The organism is Mesorhizobium yinganensis (genome assembly GCF_040081985.1).
Taxonomy (GTDB): domain Bacteria; phylum Pseudomonadota; class Alphaproteobacteria; order Rhizobiales; family Rhizobiaceae; genus Kumtagia; species Kumtagia yinganensis.
Genome location: NZ_JBEBMH010000018.1, coordinates 91,503 through 107,697 on the forward strand (window position 1 = coordinate 91,503; position 16,195 = coordinate 107,697).

Here is a 16,195-nt window from a genome sequence, read left to right on the forward strand (position 1 = left end):
GCCACGAGCCGATTTCCGGTTGACCCTTCGCACGAGACGCGGCTACCCGATCTCCAGCATCAGCGCACGGTGATCGGAGACTTCGGGTTCGTCGACGACGGTGAATTCCAGCACGTCGACGTTCGGCGTAACCAGCATGTAATCCGCAAAACGAGTGGGCTTATCGTAATATGACGTTCTCGTGTCGGTGTAACCCTGCGATACGACCAGGTCGCTCAGGCCCAAGCCGCCGAGAATCTCGAAAGTCGAACTTCCGGGGAGGACGTTGAAGTCGCCGCAGACGATCAGTCTTTCGCTGGCGCGCGCGATCCTGCCTATCAGGCGCGCCAGGGCCTTCGCCTGCTGTTCGCGTTCCGACGTATCGGCCTTGCCGGCGAGATCACGCAGCCCGTGCATATGTGCCACCGTGAGTGCCGATCCATGATCTGGATCGAACAGGCGGACGCAATGCGCGTTGCGTGCCCGCGGATGCTCGCCCCAGCCCTTTGCCGCGAAATCACCATGGACGAAGTCCTGTGCTTGGCCGATGACCGGAAGCGATTTGCGGACGAAGGTGGCGAGCCCGAACTGTGACGGGACCTTAATGTCGCCGTCGAAAAGATCACCCGCCGCGACCGGACAGAAGATGGCTTCGTGCCCAGTCAATGCCTCGTATATCTCTTCGAACAGATTGGCCCTTTGGGCAAGTTCGAGCCCCTGATCGCGATAGGTCAGCCATTCGGCCTGCGCGCCTTCAGTCCGCACAACCTCCTGCAGGCAAAGGACATCCGGATCGGCATCGGCGAGAAAGCGCATCAGCGGCCCGTACAGCCTGCCGCCCCAAGCATTCAACGAGACGATGCGCAGCGGCATCCCGATTTGCCTTCAATGACAATGAGTCGACGGCAATAATGCGGGTTCGCCGGAGTTTGTCGAGGTGCAGGCCTGCCGCGACCCGCGGTTGGTCGTCAAAGCCCTTCCTTCGCCGCCTCTGCCAGCCGCGCCGCATATCGCGCCATGGTGTCGACCTCAAGATTCACCTGATCGCCGACCTTGCGCTCGCCCCATGTCGTGACCGCGAGCGAGTGATGGATCAGCAGCACATCGAAGCGGCGACCCTCCACCTTGTTCACCGTCAGCGACGTGCCGTCCAGCGCGACCGATCCCTTCGGCGCAATGAACTTCGCAAGGTCCGCCGGCGCTTCGAGGGTGAAGCGGACCGCCTCGCCTTCGTCTTCGCGCGCCACGATCTCCGCCATGCCGTCGACATGGCCGGAGACGATGTGGCCGCCCAGTTCGTCTCCGATCTTAAGCGCCCGTTCCAGATTGACCCGCGCACCTTCCTTCCAGGCCGATGCCGTCGTCAACCGCAGCGCCTCCTCCCAGGCCTCGACCTCGAACCAGCGCTGGTTCGCGCCTTGCTCCGGAAGTTCGACCACAGTCAGGCACACGCCACCGGTCGAGATCGACGCGCCGATGGCGATGGTCGCCGGGTCGTAGCTGGTACGCACGCGCAGGCGGACGCCCATGGGCAGCGGCCGCGCCGCCTCGATGGTGCCGATGTCGGTGACGATGCCGGTGAACATCAGTCGATCCTTTCATATTCGATCAGCCGGTCGTCGCCATAGCGGCCGCTCCCGACGATCTCGAAACCGGGCGGAACGGCCGTCTCCGTAACTGGCGATGCTATGCCGTCTTGTCCAAACGTAGATGTTCCGACGAAAAGCGAAATGCGGTCGACCAGCCCGGCATCGACGAAACGCCGGGCGGTTTCCGCTCCGCCCTCAAGCAGCACGCTCTTGAGCCCGATGATGCCGAGCACGCGCAGCACCTCACGGGGATCGAAGCGGCCGCGGTAGTCGGACACGACCGTCTGAACGACCGCGCCCTTTTCGCGCAAATCATCCGCCTGGCGCCGCGAAGCCTTCTCGCTGGCCAGGATCAGCACGGGATGGCGAGCCGCTTCCGCGAACAGCCGCGCCACAGGAGGCGTCCGCGCAAACGGGTCAAGGATGATGCGCGTCGGCGAGCGTTTTTCCAATCCGGCAAGACGTACCGTCAGAAACGGATCGTCCTCGGCGACCGTGTTGACGCCGACCATGATCGCTTCATGCTCGACCCGCATCATCTGCACCGCGCGGCGCGCGATGTCGCCGGTGATCGACACTTGGCCCGCGCCCCGGCGGCCGATCATGCCGTCCGGGGAAACCGCGAGCTTGAGCGTCAGAAAGGGCCGGCCCCTGCCCTTCAGCGACAGGAAGCCTGCCATCGCCCGGCGCGCCTCGGCTTCCAGGCAACCGGTCACAACCTCTATGCCGGCCTTCTCAAGGATCGACACGCCGCGGCCCGCGACACGCTTGTCCGGATCGAGCGTCGCGATGACGACACGCGCCACGCCTGCGGCAACCAGCGCATCGGCGCAGGGCGGCGCCTTGCCGATATGCGAACAGGGTTCCAGCGTCGCGTAGACGGTGGCGCCGCGCGCTGCATCACCAGCCTCCCGCAGCGCCTGCAGCTCGGCATGGGGGCGGCCGCTCAGGGCGGTCACGCCGCGACCGACGATCGTCCCGCCTTCAGCCTGCGGCCGCACCACCAGCGCGCCCACCGACGGATTTTCGCCGGTCAGGCCTTGATGCCAGAGCGACAACCGGATTGCCGCCGCCATGAAACGGCGATCGGCTTCCGTGGCCAGGGAAGCAGATTCGGCCATGACCAGCATCGGTCAGCCGGCGTCCTCGTCGGCCTTCAATTCGCCGAGCACGTCGTGAAAATCCTTGGCCTCGCGAAAATTGCGGTAGACCGAGGCGAAACGGACATAAGCGACGTCGTCGAGCGACTTCAGCGCCTCCATCACGAGGCGGCCGATCTCACCGGAAGGAATCTCGGTCTCGCCGCTGCTCTCCAACTGGCGCACGATGCCGGTTACAGCCCGGTCGATGCGGTCTGGATCGACATTGCGTTTGCGCAATGCGATCTCGACGGAACGCAGCAGCTTGTCGCGACTGAACGGCACCTTCCGCCCGGATTTCTTGACGACAATGAGATCGCGAAGCTGCACGCGCTCAAAAGTCGTGAAGCGGCCGCCGCAATCCGGGCAAACGCGCCGGCGCCGGATCGCCGCGCCATCCTCGGCAGGCCGCGAATCCTTCACCTGCGTGTCTTCGGATTGGCAATAGGGGCAGCGCATGAGGGAACCTTGGGTCGAAAACTTGTGCGTGGAGGCTTTAAAGTGTTTTGCGACGGGTTGAAAGCGGGCAGCGAACTACGCCTGCCCTTGCCTCATGTAGCGATTCCAGCGTGTACGACAATGGTTGCGCCAGCAGCAATTATTGTGTTTACATTAATGGTTGAAGTCGGAACGTGCGCGTGAAGTTCGAATGGAACGAGTTCAAGGCGAAACGGAACAAGACGAAGCATGATGTCGGTTTCGAATTGGCTCCTTCTTTCGATTTCGACAGCTCCGTTCATATCCTCGATGACACGGCGACTATGGCGAGGAGCGTTGGTTGGCGATCGGCCTGATCGGCTTTGGCATCTACGTTCTGGTTTTCACCGATCGTGGCGATGACGTTATTCGAGTGATCTCACTGCGAAAGGCGACGAAAGAGGAGATAAAACTCTATGTCCAGGGACAGAGTTGAAAATTCGACACTACCGCCCAGCCTTCGTGGCAGAGAGCCAATCGATTCCCATAAGAGGGCCGAGGCGAAAGCGCTCGCCCTTTCCGGCTTGGAGCGCATGACCGATGAGGAAGATGCGCAGATCCGCGCCGCGGCGGAATCGGACCCAGATGCGCCGCCTGTCGAGGAAATCCTGCGCCGCAAGGCGGGTCGGCCACCCCTAGCTCAAACCAAGCGGTCCGTGCACTTGCGGCTCGACGAGGATGTCGTCCGCTACTTCGAAGCCGGCGGCAGGGGTTGGCAAACTCGCGTCAATGCGGCTCTGCGAAAGGCGGCCGGGCTATAGTAGCCTTCTATCCCTCACCCCAGATACGGATAAAGCGGAAAACGCTCCGTCAGCGCGACGACCTTCTGTTTCACCGCTGCCTCGACGCCGGCGTTGCCCTCGTCGGAATTGGCAACCTTCAGACCGTCCAGCACCTCGGTGATCAGACTGCCTATCTCGCGGAACTCCGCCGGGCCGAAGCCGCGCGTCGTCCCGGCCGGGGTGCCAAGGCGCACGCCGGAGGTGACGAAGGGCTTTTCCGGGTCGAAGGGGATGCCGTTCTTGTTGCAGGTGATGTTGGCGCGGCCGAGTGCTGCCTCGGCGCGCTTGCCGGTCGCGTTCTTCGGCCTGAGGTCGACGAGCATCAGGTGGTTGTCCGTGCCGTCCGAGACGATGTCCAGCCCGGACGATTTCAGGCTCTCGGCCAGCGCCTTGGCATTCGCCACGACGTTATGGGCATAGGTCTTGAAGTCCGGCTTCAGCGCCTCGCCGAACGCCACGGCCTTGGCGGCGATGACATGCATCAGCGGGCCGCCCTGCAAGCCCGGGAACACCGCCGAGTTCATCTTCTTGGCGATCTCCTCGTCGTTGCAGAGGATCATGCCGCCGCGCGGGCCGCGCAGGGACTTGTGGGTCGTCGTGGTCACGACATGGGCGTGCGGCAGTGGCGATGGATGCGCGCCACCGGCGACGAGGCCGGCGATGTGGGCCATGTCGACCATCAGGTAAGCGCCGACCGCGTCGGCAATCTCACGGAACCGCTTCCAGTCCCAGACGCGCGAATAAGCGGTGCCGCCGGCCAGGATCAGCTTTGGCTTGGCCTCATGCGCCTTCCTCTCGATCTCATCCATGTCGAGTAGGTGGTCGTCCTTGCGCACCCCGTAGGACACGACCTTGAACCATTTTCCGCTCATGTTGACCGGCGAACCGTGGGTCAGGTGCCCGCCCGAGTTGAGGTCGAGGCCCATAAAAGTGTCGCCGGGCTGCAGCAGCGCCAAAAATACCGCCTGGTTCATCTGGCTGCCGGAGTTGGGCTGGACGTTGGCAAAGTTGCAACCGAAAAGCTTCTTGGCGCGGTCGATCGCCAGTTGCTCGGCAACATCGACGAACTGGCAGCCGCCATAGTAGCGCTTGCCGGGATAACCCTCGGCGTATTTGTTGGTCATGATCGAGCCCTGCGCCTCGAGAACGGCGCGCGACACGATGTTTTCCGAGGCGATCAGCTCGATCTCATGGCGCTGGCGGCCAAGCTCCGAGCGAATGGAGCCAAAAATTTCCGGATCGGCTTCCGCAAGCGGCGTCGAGAAGAAAGTGTCGAGGTGATCTGAGGTGGCGGAGGCGACGGCCATGATGGGCAAATCCTCGAAGGGCGCAGCAGCGCGTAAGCGGTAAGGACCAGCGGCCCATTACTATAGACGAACGCCGACCGCTACACTCTTTGCGGCATATCCCGCCCTGCTTTGGCACATGCCGAAAATGAAAAGGCCCGCCAACGCGTGGCGGGCCTAAAGTCACAGAAAATCACCAAGCGGTCGCGCTCCGACCGGAGCGCTCTCGGGCGCGGTGCAAGCGGCGATCAGTTCGCGGCCTTGGCCTTTTCCTGCTCTTCCTTGAGCTTCTTGGCAAAGTCCTCGTTGTTCTTGGAAACGAAATCCTGGAGCTTCTTCTGGCGGTCGGCGAGATCCGACTGCTGCATCGCCGGACCATCGTAGGCACCGGTGAACCCTTGCAGCGAGACCTTCACAGGGTTCGGCTGATTCTGGAAATTGATGGAGGTCAGCGTCAGGTCATTGCCCTTCTTGAAAGAATTGACCAGCGCGTCCGAAAGCTGAATCTCGGCAACGCAACGGTCGGGAAAGCAGATGACGTAATCGAGCTTCTGTGCCTTACCGCCATTGACCTGGAGGCCGATGCCCGGAGGTACGAGGCGACCGGTCGGCACCGTCACCTGGAAGACCTTGCGGTTGACCTTGCCCTTGATCTCGATGAGGCTGAGGCCGGTCACAAGCTGACCGTTCGAAGCGGTAACCATGTTCTGCACGTTGCAGATATCGACCTCCTCCTGCTTCGTGCAGGCCTTGAACCAGCCCTGCGGCGCCTGTTGCTGCTGCGCCGAAGCAGGCGCCAGGCCCGCGGCGAGCAAACCGGCGACGCCTGCTGACAGCACCGAAAGACGGAAGCGGTCGGTCTTCGAGCTCGTCATATTGTCCTTTTCCTCTCAAACGATCCGGGAAACGGCAGTTTTCGCCGTGTATTGCCGCTACCTGTTGCCCAAATACGGCAACAGCATGACTCGGGCACGGGTGTTACATCGGTCGCGCCCGTAAATCCAGCCCGTCCGCCGCAAACAGTCGATGGGCCGACACGCCCATACTGCCGACATCATGCTAGGGTGAAAAACGAATCATAGCGATCCCTCCGGAACTTCGCATATGCGCCGCACATTTCTCGCGCTCTGCGCCCTTGCAGCCGTGCTCACGCCGGCAGCATCAACGGCAGAGCCCCAACATGCGATCTCGATGCAGGGCGAGCCCGCGCTTCCCGCCGATTTCACGCATTTCCCCTATGCCAATCCCGACGCCCCCAAGGGCGGCGACGTCACTTATTGTGTGATCGGCAGCTTCGATAACCTCAACCCGTTCATCATCAAAAGCCTGCGCACCACGGCGCGCGGCATGATCGACACGATCTACGGCAATCTGGTGTTCGAGCCGCTGATGCAGCGCAATGCCGCCGAGCCTTTTTCGCTCTACGGGCTGCTGGCGGAATCGATCGACATCACACCGGACCGCAAGGTGGTGGCCTTCAATCTCAATCCGAAGGCAAAATGGTCCGACGGCCAACCGGTTACGCCGGAAGACGTGCTGTTCACCTACCAGGTCTATACGGAGAAGGGCCGCCCGCCCTACAGCGACCGTATGAAGCGGATCGAGAAGCTGGAGAAAACCGGGCCGCTGTCGGTGCGCTTCACCTTCAACGACAAAGCCGACCGCGAATTCCCGCTGATCATCGCGATGACGCCGATCCTGCCCAAACACGCTTTCGATAAGGACACATTCGACCAGACCACGTTGAAACCTCTTATCGGCAGCGGCCCGTATACGGTCGACAAGGTCGTGCCTGGCGACCGCATCATCTACAAACGCAACCCCGACTATTGGGCCCGCGATCTGCCTTCGAAGCGCGGCTTCGACAATTTCGACCGGATCGACATCGAATATTTCCTCAACGACAACGCGCAGTTCGAGGCTTTCAAGAAGGGCATCTGTTCGGTCTATGCCGAGGCCGATCCGGTCAAGCTCAAGCGCGACTTCGACTTTCCCGCCCTGACGGACGGCCGCGTGAAGATCGGCGAGTTCAAGATGGGTATCCCGCCCGTCGTCACCGGCTTCCTCTTCAACACGCGGCTCCCGAAATTCTCGGACGTTCGGGTACGGCGGGCGCTGGGCATGCTCTACGACTTCGAATGGGTCAACCGGAACATGTTCAACGGCCAGTTCCAAAGGACCGCAAGCTATTGGCAGGATTCGGAATTGTCGGCACTCGGCCGCCCGGCCAGCGACAAGGAGAAGGCGCTGCTGGCGCCCTTCCCCGACGCGGTGCCTGCCGACATCATGGACGGGACGTGGCGGCCGGCGGCGACCGACGGCTCGGGACGCGACCGCGCCGTTTTGAAGGCTGCGCTCGACCTGCTCAAATCGGCCGGCTTTTCGCTGAAAGGCAGCACGCTGGTCGATCCGTCCGGACAGCCGTTCACCTTCGAGATCATGACGTCCTCCGACAGCGAACAGCGGCTGGCCGCCGTCTATCAGCGGACGCTGGCCCGAATCGGGATCGGCGTGACCATCCGCGCGCTGGAAGCGGACCAGATCCAGTCGCGCAAGCAGCGTTTCGATTTTGAAGTGCTGATCGGCGTGACGGGTTTCACCGGCACCTTGTCTCCAGGCATCGAGCAGACATTCAAGTGGGGATCGGAATCGGCGAATGTCGAGGGCTCGTTCAATCTTGCCGGCGTCGCCAGCCCGGCAATCGACGCCGTCATCGAGGCGATGCTGAACGCTCGCGACAAGGATGATTTCGTTGCCGCCGTGCGCGCGCTGGACCGGCTGCTGATCGCCGGCGCCTATATGGTACCGATGCAGTACAACCCCAACCAATACCTCGCCTACTGGACCTATCTGGACCACCCTGCCGAGACGTCGCTCTACGGCTACCAGTTGCCGGTGTGGTGGCGGAAACCTAACTAAGGCGGGAACCCACGGCCGCATGACAATCCGCGCGACGGTATTCCGGCCCGAGCTAGGAGATTTAAGATGAGCGAACGCCAGACGGTCAGCATCGACGTGGTATCGGATGTCGTCTGCCCCTGGTGTTATCTCGGTCAGAAACGGCTTGAGAAAGCTGCTGCGAGCCTGCCCGAGATCGATGTCGAGATAAGCTGGCGGCCGTTCCAACTCGATCCGACGATCCCGCCCGAAGGCAAGGACCGCAGGCAGTACATGATGGCGAAATTCGGCAGCGAGGAGCGCATCCGCCAGATCCACGCCCGCATCGAGCCGCTGGGCGAGGCAGAGGGCATAGACTTCGCCTTCGACGCCATCAAAATCTCGCCCAACACGATCGACGCGCATCGCGTCATCCGCTGGGCGGCGAGTGCCGAATCCGGCGTGCAGAACGCCGTGGTGAAGCGGCTGTTTTCGCTCTATTTCGAGGAAGGCCGGAACATAGGCGACCGTGTTGTGCTGGCCGAAGCGGCCCGCGATGCCGGCATGGATGCGACCGTCGTGGAAGCGATGCTGGCAACCGACGCCGACCGCGAAGCCGTCGAGACCGAAGTGGCGACCGCCTCGCGCATGGGCATTACCGGCGTGCCGTGCTTCCTCCTGGAAAACCGATACGCGGTGATGGGCGCGCAGGATACCGAAACGCTCGCCGACGCGATCCGCCAGGTGGCGGCGGAGAAGCGCCGCGGTGAACTGGGCAAGGCGGAAGCGCGTGCCTAGGCAATATTTTACCCCGCCGATCGGCGGGATAAATGATCTCGTGGCACCTATTACGACGGCACCTCCGGTGCACCGGCCGCGTCGACTCTATTTGTCTCGAGATTGAATTGCCTTAGGCGCCGATCAAAGCACTCCCGTCGTACTTCCCATTCGAAAAAGCAGCCGAAGCCGCTTCGCTCGCTTCAGGCCGCGCGGTAAATCAAACGGTTCGAACATCGATCGATGAATGCTGACAATTGGCTTGGCAGCCATCGAAGCTGACGTTACGTTACCGTTATCATAGGCCAGTACCCAAACAAGTAGGGAAGGCGCGCGATGATCGAGATTACCGTCAACGGTGCGAAGCATCAGGTCGACGTCGTGCCAGAGATGCCTTTGCTCTGGGTCTTGCGCGACGAACTCGGCATCACAAGTCCAAAATACGGATGCGGAATAGCACAATGCGGGGCCTGCACCGTGCAGGTCGACGGCTCGGCCGTCCGTTCCTGCCAGGCGAGGATCGCGGATGTCGCCGGGAAGCAGGTGACCACCCTCGAAGGTGTCGGCAAAGGCGCGTTGCATCCGGTTCAGCAAGCCTGGATCGAGCACCAGGTCCCGCAATGCGGCTACTGCCAGACGGGCCAGATCATCCAGGCAATCGCGCTTCTTGAACTCATTCCCGAGCCAACCGACGAAGACATCAACAACGTGATGTCGGGAAACCTGTGCCGTTGCGGCACCTATGAGCGCATTCGCGTCGCCATTCATGCGGCCGCCGCAAAGATGGGAGGCAAATGAGATGGATACTTTGCCGAACCTCTCCCGCCGCGCTTTCCTTGTCGGCTCGGCGGCGATCGCCGGCGGCGTCGCCTTCGGCTCATACGGCCATGCGCAGCAGGCCGCCTCCGCGGCCGGCGCCGTGAACCCGCTGGCTGCCGGCCTCGGCCCGGATTCGGCGACGTTCAATCCCTGGGTCGAGATCAGCCCGTCAAAGATCACGCTGATCGCGCAGCATTGCGATATCGGACAGGGCGTCGGATCGATACAGACAATCCTGATCGCCGAGGAAATGGACCTCGATCCGGGCCAGTTCGAGATCCGTTTCGCGGGACCCAGTCCAGCTTATTTCAATACCGGTTTCGCCGACGAGTTCTCGGGCTTCATGGCGCCGGATCGAAGCGAGGCCGCCGAAAAGGCGCGTGCGGCTACATATGAATGGCTGAAGGGCGCCGGCTTGCAGATGACCGGCGGCTCGAGCACGATCCCGGATAGCTACAAGAAGCTGCGCGTCGCCGGCGCGGTGGCGCGCGAGACTCTGAAGGCGGCGGCCGCTAAGCGCAGCGGCATCGCGGTGGCCGATCTGCGCACCGAGGCCGGCCACGTCATCCTGCCCGACGGAACCAAGATCGCCTATGTCGATCTCGCGGCGGAAGCGGCAAAGATTCCGCCGGTGATGGACGTCGGTTTGCGCGATCCGTCGCAGTGGCGGATGATCGGCAAGCCGATGGAGCGGCTCGATATCCGCTCGAAGGTGACCGGCGAGATGAAATTCGGCATCGACGAGACGATGGACGGCATGGTCTATGCCGCCGTCAGGCTGAACCCCAACAAGGGCCAGCCGATCAAGTCGTATGACGCGAGCAAGGCCCAATCGATGCCGGGGGTCCAGAAGGTCCTCAAGATCTCGAACGGCGTGGCGGTGATTGCCAGCAACAGTTGGTATGCCATGAAGGCGGCCGAGGCGATCGACTGCGTATGGGAGCCGGCGAAATATCCGGCCGAGCAGGCCGATCACTGGAAGGTGCTGGGCGAGACCTTCGCGCCGGAGTTTCTGGGCAAGCAGTGGCGCAATGACGGCGACATCGGCACGGCGTTGAACGAAGGCACGACCCTGGAGGCCGAATATCGTGCGCCTTACCTGGCGCATCAGCCACTCGAACCGCTGAACGGCATCGGCATCGTCACCGACAAGGGAATGGAGATCTGGGTCAGCCATCAGTCGCCGCAAGCGGTGCAGTTCAACGCCGCGGGAGCCATAGGCATCAAACCTGAACAGGTAACCTTTCACAATCTATGGGCCGGCGGCAGTTTCGGGCATCGTCTTGAATTCGAGAACGTCAAGGTGCTTGCCGAGATCGCGAACCAGATGCGCGGAACGCCGGTAAAGCTGGTTTTCTCGCGCGAGGAGGATTTCCTCCAGGATATTCCGCGGCAGATCGCGATGGCCCGCTGCAAGGGGGGCGTGAAAGACGGCAAGATCGCGGCCGCCGACATTCAATTGGCCTCGACGATGCCGTTGAACGGGCTGCTTGAACGGACAACGGGCGCGGTGCCCACCGACCCCGACGCGCAGTTGGCCGTCGGCATCTGGAACGTCTATTACGACATCCCGAATTACCGCGCGACAAGTTATGAGGCGCGAGGGCTGTCGCCATGCACCACATGGCGTTCGGTGGGCGCTTCGGCCAATGGCTTTTTCACCGAGAGCTTCATCGACGAACTGATCCATGCCGCGGGGCTCGATCCGCTCAAGGCGCGGATCGAGATGTGCAAGATACCAATCTATCGCAAGATCCTGGAAACAGTCGGCGAGATGGCTGATTGGAAGGGCCCGCTCGGCAACGGCAAGGGGCGTGGGGTCGCCTTCGTCGAGGCATTCGGCACCGCGGTCGCGGAGATCATCGAAGTGACCGCGACGGAGAAAGGCATCAAGATCGACAAGGTCTGGGTTGCCGCCGACGTCGGCAAGGTTGTCGATCCGATCAATTTCGAGAATCAGGTTCAGGGAGGCGTGGTCTGGGGCTTGGGTCACGCGATGAACTGCGAACTGACCTATGCGAATGGCGCAGTGCAGCAGACCAACTACAATCACCACGAGGCCATGCGCATGTATCAATGCCCAGTCATCGAAGTGCGTGGACTGGAGAACGACTACACCGTTCGCGGCATCGGCGAACCGCCGGTTCCGCCCGTCGCTCCGGCGCTCGCCAATGCCATCTTCGCGGCCACGGGCAAGCGCATCCGCGAAATGCCCTTCAACAAATTCATCGATTTCGTCTGAGGCGCGAGCATGAACAAGCTGCTAATGATAGTGGCGTTGGCCGGCTCGGTCATCGCACCGGCAACAGTCATGGTCGCAGAGGAAAGCCTGTCCGCCAAGGATGTGCTCCCGGCCGGCAGCGTCAGCCAGGCCGACGGCCTTGCCGCCTGGAGCCGCGTCGAGGCGGTGATCACCCATCCGCGCTGTGCGAATTGTCACGTCGACGAAGGGGGCATACCGCTGTGGACGCCGGCGGGAGAGACCAAGACGAGGCCGCATGGCATGAACATCCACGCCGGCATAAGCCGTATCGGCGCCGAATCGATCGCCTGCTCCACCTGCCATGTGACCTCGACCCTGGCCAATCCTCCGGCGCCGGCGCCGCCGCACGCCGGCATCGACTGGCAACTCGCTCCCGTCGAATTCCTCTGGGTTGGCAAGACGGGCGCCGAAATATGCGCGCAACTCAAGGATCCCGAGCGCAATGGCGGGCGCGATGTTGCGGGCCTGATCGAACATCTGCGCCACGATGCGTCATTGAGCGGCTTCATCCCACGCGCGTGGGAACCGGGCCAAGGCCGCAGCACGCCGCCCGGCACCTTCGAGGAGCATGTGAAGGACGTGGCCGAATGGGGTGCGGCCGGACAGCCTTGTCCGCAATGACCGAGCCGATGACCTGCGTGTCGATCTCTCTGGCGTAGCAGGCAGCCCTTTTTCTTCGCAGAACCGACGGCGGGGCCTAGCCTCTGCCCTACGCCGCCTTCGTCGCCAGCCGCGCCAGTTGCGCCATCACCACCGCCGAGCCCGCGAGACGCTTCTCCGGGTTTGGCCAGTCGCGGATGAAGACCACGCTCTGGTCGGGCCTGATCTTCGCCATCGAACCCTGCTCGCCGATGTAACGCACCAACCCGGCCGGGTCAGCGAATTCGCGCTTGCGGAAATGTATGACGACACCCTTTGGCCCCGCATCCAGCTTCTCGACATTGGCCCTGCGGCAAAGACCCTTGATGAAGACGATCTTCAACAGATGCTCGACCTCCTGTGGCAGTGGGCCGAAGCGGTCGATGAGTTCGGCGGCGAAGGCATCGATCTCCTCCGGCGTGTCGAGATCGGCCAGCCGGCGGTAGAGCGCCAGCCGCAGTTGCAGGTCGGGAACGTATGTCTCCGGGATCATCACCGCCGTGCCGATGGCGATCTGCGGCGACCAGTCGCCGTCCAGAACTTCGCCGGAACCGCGGATTTCGGCCACCGCCTCCTCCAGCATCTGCTGGTAAAGCTCGAAGCCGACCTCCTTGATATGGCCGGACTGTTCCTCGCCCAGAAGATTGCCGGCGCCGCGAATGTCGAGGTCGTGGCTGGCAAGCTGGAAGCCGGCGCCCAGCGTATCCAGCGACTGCAGCACTTTAAGCCGCCGGTCGGCGGTATCGGTCAGCTTGCGGTTGGCGGGCAGCGTGAACAACGCATAGGCACGGGTCTTGGAGCGCCCAACGCGGCCGCGCAACTGGTAGAGCTGTGCCAGACCGAACATGTCGGCGCGGTGGACGATCAACGTGTTGGCAGTCGGGATATCGAGACCGGACTCGACGATGGTGGTCGACAGCAGCACGTCGTACTGGCCGTCATAAAAGGCGTTCATGATGTCGTCGAGCTCGCCCGGCGGCATTTGGCCGTGCGCCGTCGCCACCTTCAGTTCCGGCACCGAGGCGTGCAGAAAGTCCCGCACCTCGGCGAGGTCGGCGATGCGCGGCACGACGTAAAAGCTCTGGCCGCCGCGATAACGCTCGCGCAGCAGCGTCTCGCGCACCACCAAGGGGTCGAAGGGCGAGATGAAGGTGCGCACCGCCAACCGGTCGACCGGCGGCGTGGCGATCAGCGACAGTTCGCGCACGCCGGTCAGCGCCAGTTGCAGCGTGCGCGGGATCGGAGTCGCCGACAGCGTCAGCACATGCACGTCGCTCTTCAGTTCCTTCAGCCGCTCTTTGTGCTTGACGCCAAAGTGCTGCTCCTCGTCGATGATCAGCAGGCCGAGCCGCTTGAAGGTGATCGAGGAGCCGAGCAGCGCATGCGTGCCGACGACGATGTCGACGCTACCGTCAGCCAAGCCCTTTTTCGTTTCCGCGAGTTCCTTGGCCGGCACCATGCGCGAGGCCTGGCGCACCACCAGCGGCAGGCCGGAAAAGCGCTGGCTGAAGGTCTTGTAGTGCTGGCGCGACAGCAGCGTCGTCGGCACGACGACAGCGACCTGAAAACCCTCCATCGCGGCGAGGAAGGCGCCGCGGAGCGCCACCTCGGTCTTGCCGAAACCCACGTCGCCGCAGATCAGCCGATCCATCGGCTTGCCAGCGGAAAGATCGTCCATCACTGAATCGATCGCCCGCTGCTGGTCGTCGGTCTCCTCGTAAGGGAACCGCGCCGCGAACTCACCATAGACGCCTTCCGGCGGGCTGAACACAGGCGCGCCGCGCATCTGACGCTCCGCGGCAAGCTTGATCAACTGTCCGGCCATGTCGAGCAGGCGGCGCTTCAGCTTCGCCTTGCGCACCTGCCAGGAACCGCCGCCGAGCTTGTCGAGCGGCGTCTCGGCCGCGTCGGAGCCGTAACGCGACAGAAGTTCGATGTTCTCGACCGGCAGGAACAGCCGGTCGTCGCCGGCATAATGGATCTCCAGGCAGTCATGCGGCGCGCCGAGCGCTTCGATGGTCTTCAGCCCGACGAAGCGGCCGATACCGTGCTGCACATGGACGACGACGTCGCCCGCCGACAGCGAGGCGGCCTCGGCGATGAAGTCGGCGGCGCGCTTGCGCTTGGTCCGCCGGACCAGCCGGTCGCCCAGAATGTCTTGCTCCGCAACAACGACAAAACCGTCGGCCTCGAAGCCGGATTCCAACGGCAGAACGGTCAACCCGGCCTGCCCGGCGGTCAGTTTCTCGACATCGGCGAGCGTCGAGACCGGCTTCAGATTGCCCAGTCCGTGCTCGCCAAGGATCTGCGAAAGGCGGTCCAGGGAACCGTCCGTCCACCCCGCAACCACGACCTTGCGTTTGGCGGCCCGTAATTCGGAAATGTGATCGACCGCTGCCTGAAAAACATTGGCGTTGGGATCGGCACGCTCGCGCTCGAAACTGCGGCCCTGGCGCGAGCCGGCATGCAGCACTTTTCTGCCGCCGGCGTCGGGCGCGGCGAAAGGCGTGAATTCGGCCGACAGGATGTCGGGCAGTGCCGCCGAGACATCGTCCGGCGACAGGTACATTTTCCCCGGCGGCACCGGGCGGTACGGCACGGCGTCCTTCATCGCGCCGTCCACCTGCTGGCGGCGCGCCTGGTAATAATCCTCGATCAGTTTGTAGCGTTCACCGATCGCCTCGCGCGCCAGATGATCGAAGACGAAGGGTGCGTCCGGGAGATAGTCGAACAGCGTCTCCAGCCCATCGTAGAAGAAAGGCAGCCAATGCTCCATGCCGGCGAAGCGCCGGCCCTCGCTGACTGCCGCATAGAGCGCGTCGTCGCGGTTCGGCGCGCCGAATGCCTCGATGTAGCTGCGGCGAAAGCGGCTGATGGTCTCCGGCGTCAGCGCCACCTCGCTCATCGCCTGCAAGGTGATCTCGGTGCGCTGGCCGGTGGTGCGCTGGCTGGCGACGTCGAAGGCGCGGATCGAATCCAGCGTGTCGCCGAAGAAATCCAGCCGCAGCGCTTCCGCCGCCCCTGGCGCGAACAAGTCCAAAATTCCGCCGCGCACCGCGAACTCGCCGACCTCGCGCACGGTTGCCACGCGGTCGAAGCCGGAATTTTCCAGCCGCGAAATCAGCGCCTTCATGTCGACCTGATTGCCAGTCTTGGCACGAAAAGTCTGCGCCTCGACGGTGGCACGCGGCGGCAGGCGCTGCACCAGGGCATTGGCTGTGGTCAGGATCACGGCGCGATGCGGCTTCCTGGCCAACACAGCCATGGCGGCCATCGCCTCGACGCGGCGCGCCGTCGCATCGGCGCCCGGCGAGACGCGGTCATAGGGCAGACAGTCCCAAGCGGGAAATTCCAGTACCGGCAGGTCGGGCGCGGCGAACGCGAGCGCGTCGACAATCGCCGGCAGGCGCTGGCCGTCGCGGGCGACGAACACCGTCACGCCGTCCGGAGCCGCTTCTTGCGACAACGCGGCAAGCGCGAAGGCTTCAAAACCTTCCGCAACGCCGTCGACGAGGACCGCGCCCGTGCTGCCGTTGCGCAGGCCGAGGGGATGGATCAGAGGCATGGA

The 16,195-nt window shown here is 63.1% G+C and carries 14 protein-coding genes; 7 read left to right on the forward strand and 7 right to left on the reverse strand.

Annotated elements, in window-relative coordinates:
• Positions 1-42: 42 nt before the first annotated feature.
• The 4 genes from ABMA59_RS25845 to nrdR form a co-directional block, all read right to left on the reverse strand.
• Positions 43-852, reverse strand: coding sequence for an endonuclease/exonuclease/phosphatase family protein (locus tag ABMA59_RS25845; protein WP_349008259.1), 810 nt, complete (start codon positions 850-852; stop codon positions 43-45).
• Between the two features lie 95 nt (positions 853-947).
• Complete coding sequence (locus ABMA59_RS25850) at positions 948-1,565, reverse strand: riboflavin synthase (protein ID WP_349008260.1); 618 nt, start codon at positions 1,563-1,565, stop codon at positions 948-950.
• Complete coding sequence (gene ribD / locus ABMA59_RS25855; protein ID WP_349008261.1) at positions 1,565-2,689, reverse strand: bifunctional diaminohydroxyphosphoribosylaminopyrimidine deaminase/5-amino-6-(5-phosphoribosylamino)uracil reductase RibD; 1,125 nt, start codon at positions 2,687-2,689, stop codon at positions 1,565-1,567. Before ribD ends, ABMA59_RS25850 begins: the two co-directional genes overlap by 1 nt.
• Before the next feature lie 12 nt (positions 2,690-2,701).
• Positions 2,702-3,166: a transcriptional regulator NrdR gene (gene nrdR, locus ABMA59_RS25860; protein ID WP_349008262.1), complete on the reverse strand. Its 465-nt coding sequence runs from the start codon at positions 3,164-3,166 to the stop codon at positions 2,702-2,704.
• 319 nt (positions 3,167-3,485) lie between these two features.
• On the opposite strand from nrdR, the gene ABMA59_RS25865 reads away from it, so the two are divergent.
• Both ABMA59_RS25865 and ABMA59_RS25870 read left to right on the forward strand, forming a co-directional pair.
• The gene (locus ABMA59_RS25865) at positions 3,486-3,620 is read left to right on the forward strand and encodes a BrnT family toxin (protein WP_349008263.1); all 135 of its coding nucleotides are present in this window, start codon (positions 3,486-3,488) and stop codon (positions 3,618-3,620) included.
• A 97-nt stretch (positions 3,621-3,717) separates the two neighbouring features.
• Positions 3,718-3,945 (forward strand): BrnA antitoxin family protein, encoded by a 228-nt coding sequence (locus ABMA59_RS25870; RefSeq protein ID WP_349008264.1) that lies wholly within the window; start codon positions 3,718-3,720, stop codon positions 3,943-3,945.
• Positions 3,946-3,959: 14 nt separating this feature from the next.
• Here the strand turns inward: ABMA59_RS25870 and glyA are convergent, their stop codons facing one another.
• The gene (gene glyA / locus ABMA59_RS25875) at positions 3,960-5,273 is read right to left on the reverse strand and encodes a serine hydroxymethyltransferase (protein ID WP_349008265.1); all 1,314 of its coding nucleotides are present in this window, start codon (positions 5,271-5,273) and stop codon (positions 3,960-3,962) included.
• 227 nt (positions 5,274-5,500) lie between these two features.
• Positions 5,501-6,127 (reverse strand): invasion associated locus B family protein, encoded by a 627-nt coding sequence (locus ABMA59_RS25880; RefSeq protein ID WP_349008266.1) that lies wholly within the window; start codon positions 6,125-6,127, stop codon positions 5,501-5,503.
• Between the two features lie 229 nt (positions 6,128-6,356).
• On the opposite strand from ABMA59_RS25880, the gene ABMA59_RS25885 reads away from it, so the two are divergent.
• From ABMA59_RS25885 to ABMA59_RS25905, 5 genes are all read left to right on the forward strand, one after another.
• Positions 6,357-8,171: an extracellular solute-binding protein gene (locus tag ABMA59_RS25885; RefSeq protein ID WP_425475986.1), complete on the forward strand. Its 1,815-nt coding sequence runs from the start codon at positions 6,357-6,359 to the stop codon at positions 8,169-8,171.
• Positions 8,172-8,237: 66 nt separating this feature from the next.
• Complete coding sequence (locus tag ABMA59_RS25890) at positions 8,238-8,927, forward strand: DsbA family oxidoreductase (RefSeq protein ID WP_349008267.1); 690 nt, start codon at positions 8,238-8,240, stop codon at positions 8,925-8,927.
• A 315-nt stretch (positions 8,928-9,242) separates the two neighbouring features.
• Positions 9,243-9,704 carry a (2Fe-2S)-binding protein gene (locus tag ABMA59_RS25895; RefSeq protein ID WP_349008268.1) on the forward strand — a complete coding sequence of 154 codons (462 nt, stop codon included), beginning with the start codon at positions 9,243-9,245 and terminating at the stop codon, positions 9,702-9,704.
• A 1-nt stretch (position 9,705) separates the two neighbouring features.
• On the forward strand, positions 9,706-11,967 hold the full coding sequence (locus tag ABMA59_RS25900) for a xanthine dehydrogenase family protein molybdopterin-binding subunit (protein WP_349008269.1): 2,262 nt from the start codon (positions 9,706-9,708) through the stop codon (positions 11,965-11,967).
• Positions 11,968-11,976: 9 nt separating this feature from the next.
• Positions 11,977-12,609: a hypothetical protein gene (locus ABMA59_RS25905; RefSeq protein ID WP_349008270.1), complete on the forward strand. Its 633-nt coding sequence runs from the start codon at positions 11,977-11,979 to the stop codon at positions 12,607-12,609.
• A gap of 88 nt (positions 12,610-12,697) precedes the next feature.
• Here ABMA59_RS25905 and mfd read toward each other — a convergent pair whose 3' ends face one another.
• A complete protein-coding gene (gene mfd, locus ABMA59_RS25910) occupies positions 12,698-16,192 on the reverse strand; it encodes a transcription-repair coupling factor (RefSeq protein ID WP_349008271.1) in 3,495 nt (1,164 codons plus the stop codon).
• Positions 16,193-16,195 lie beyond the last annotated feature (3 nt).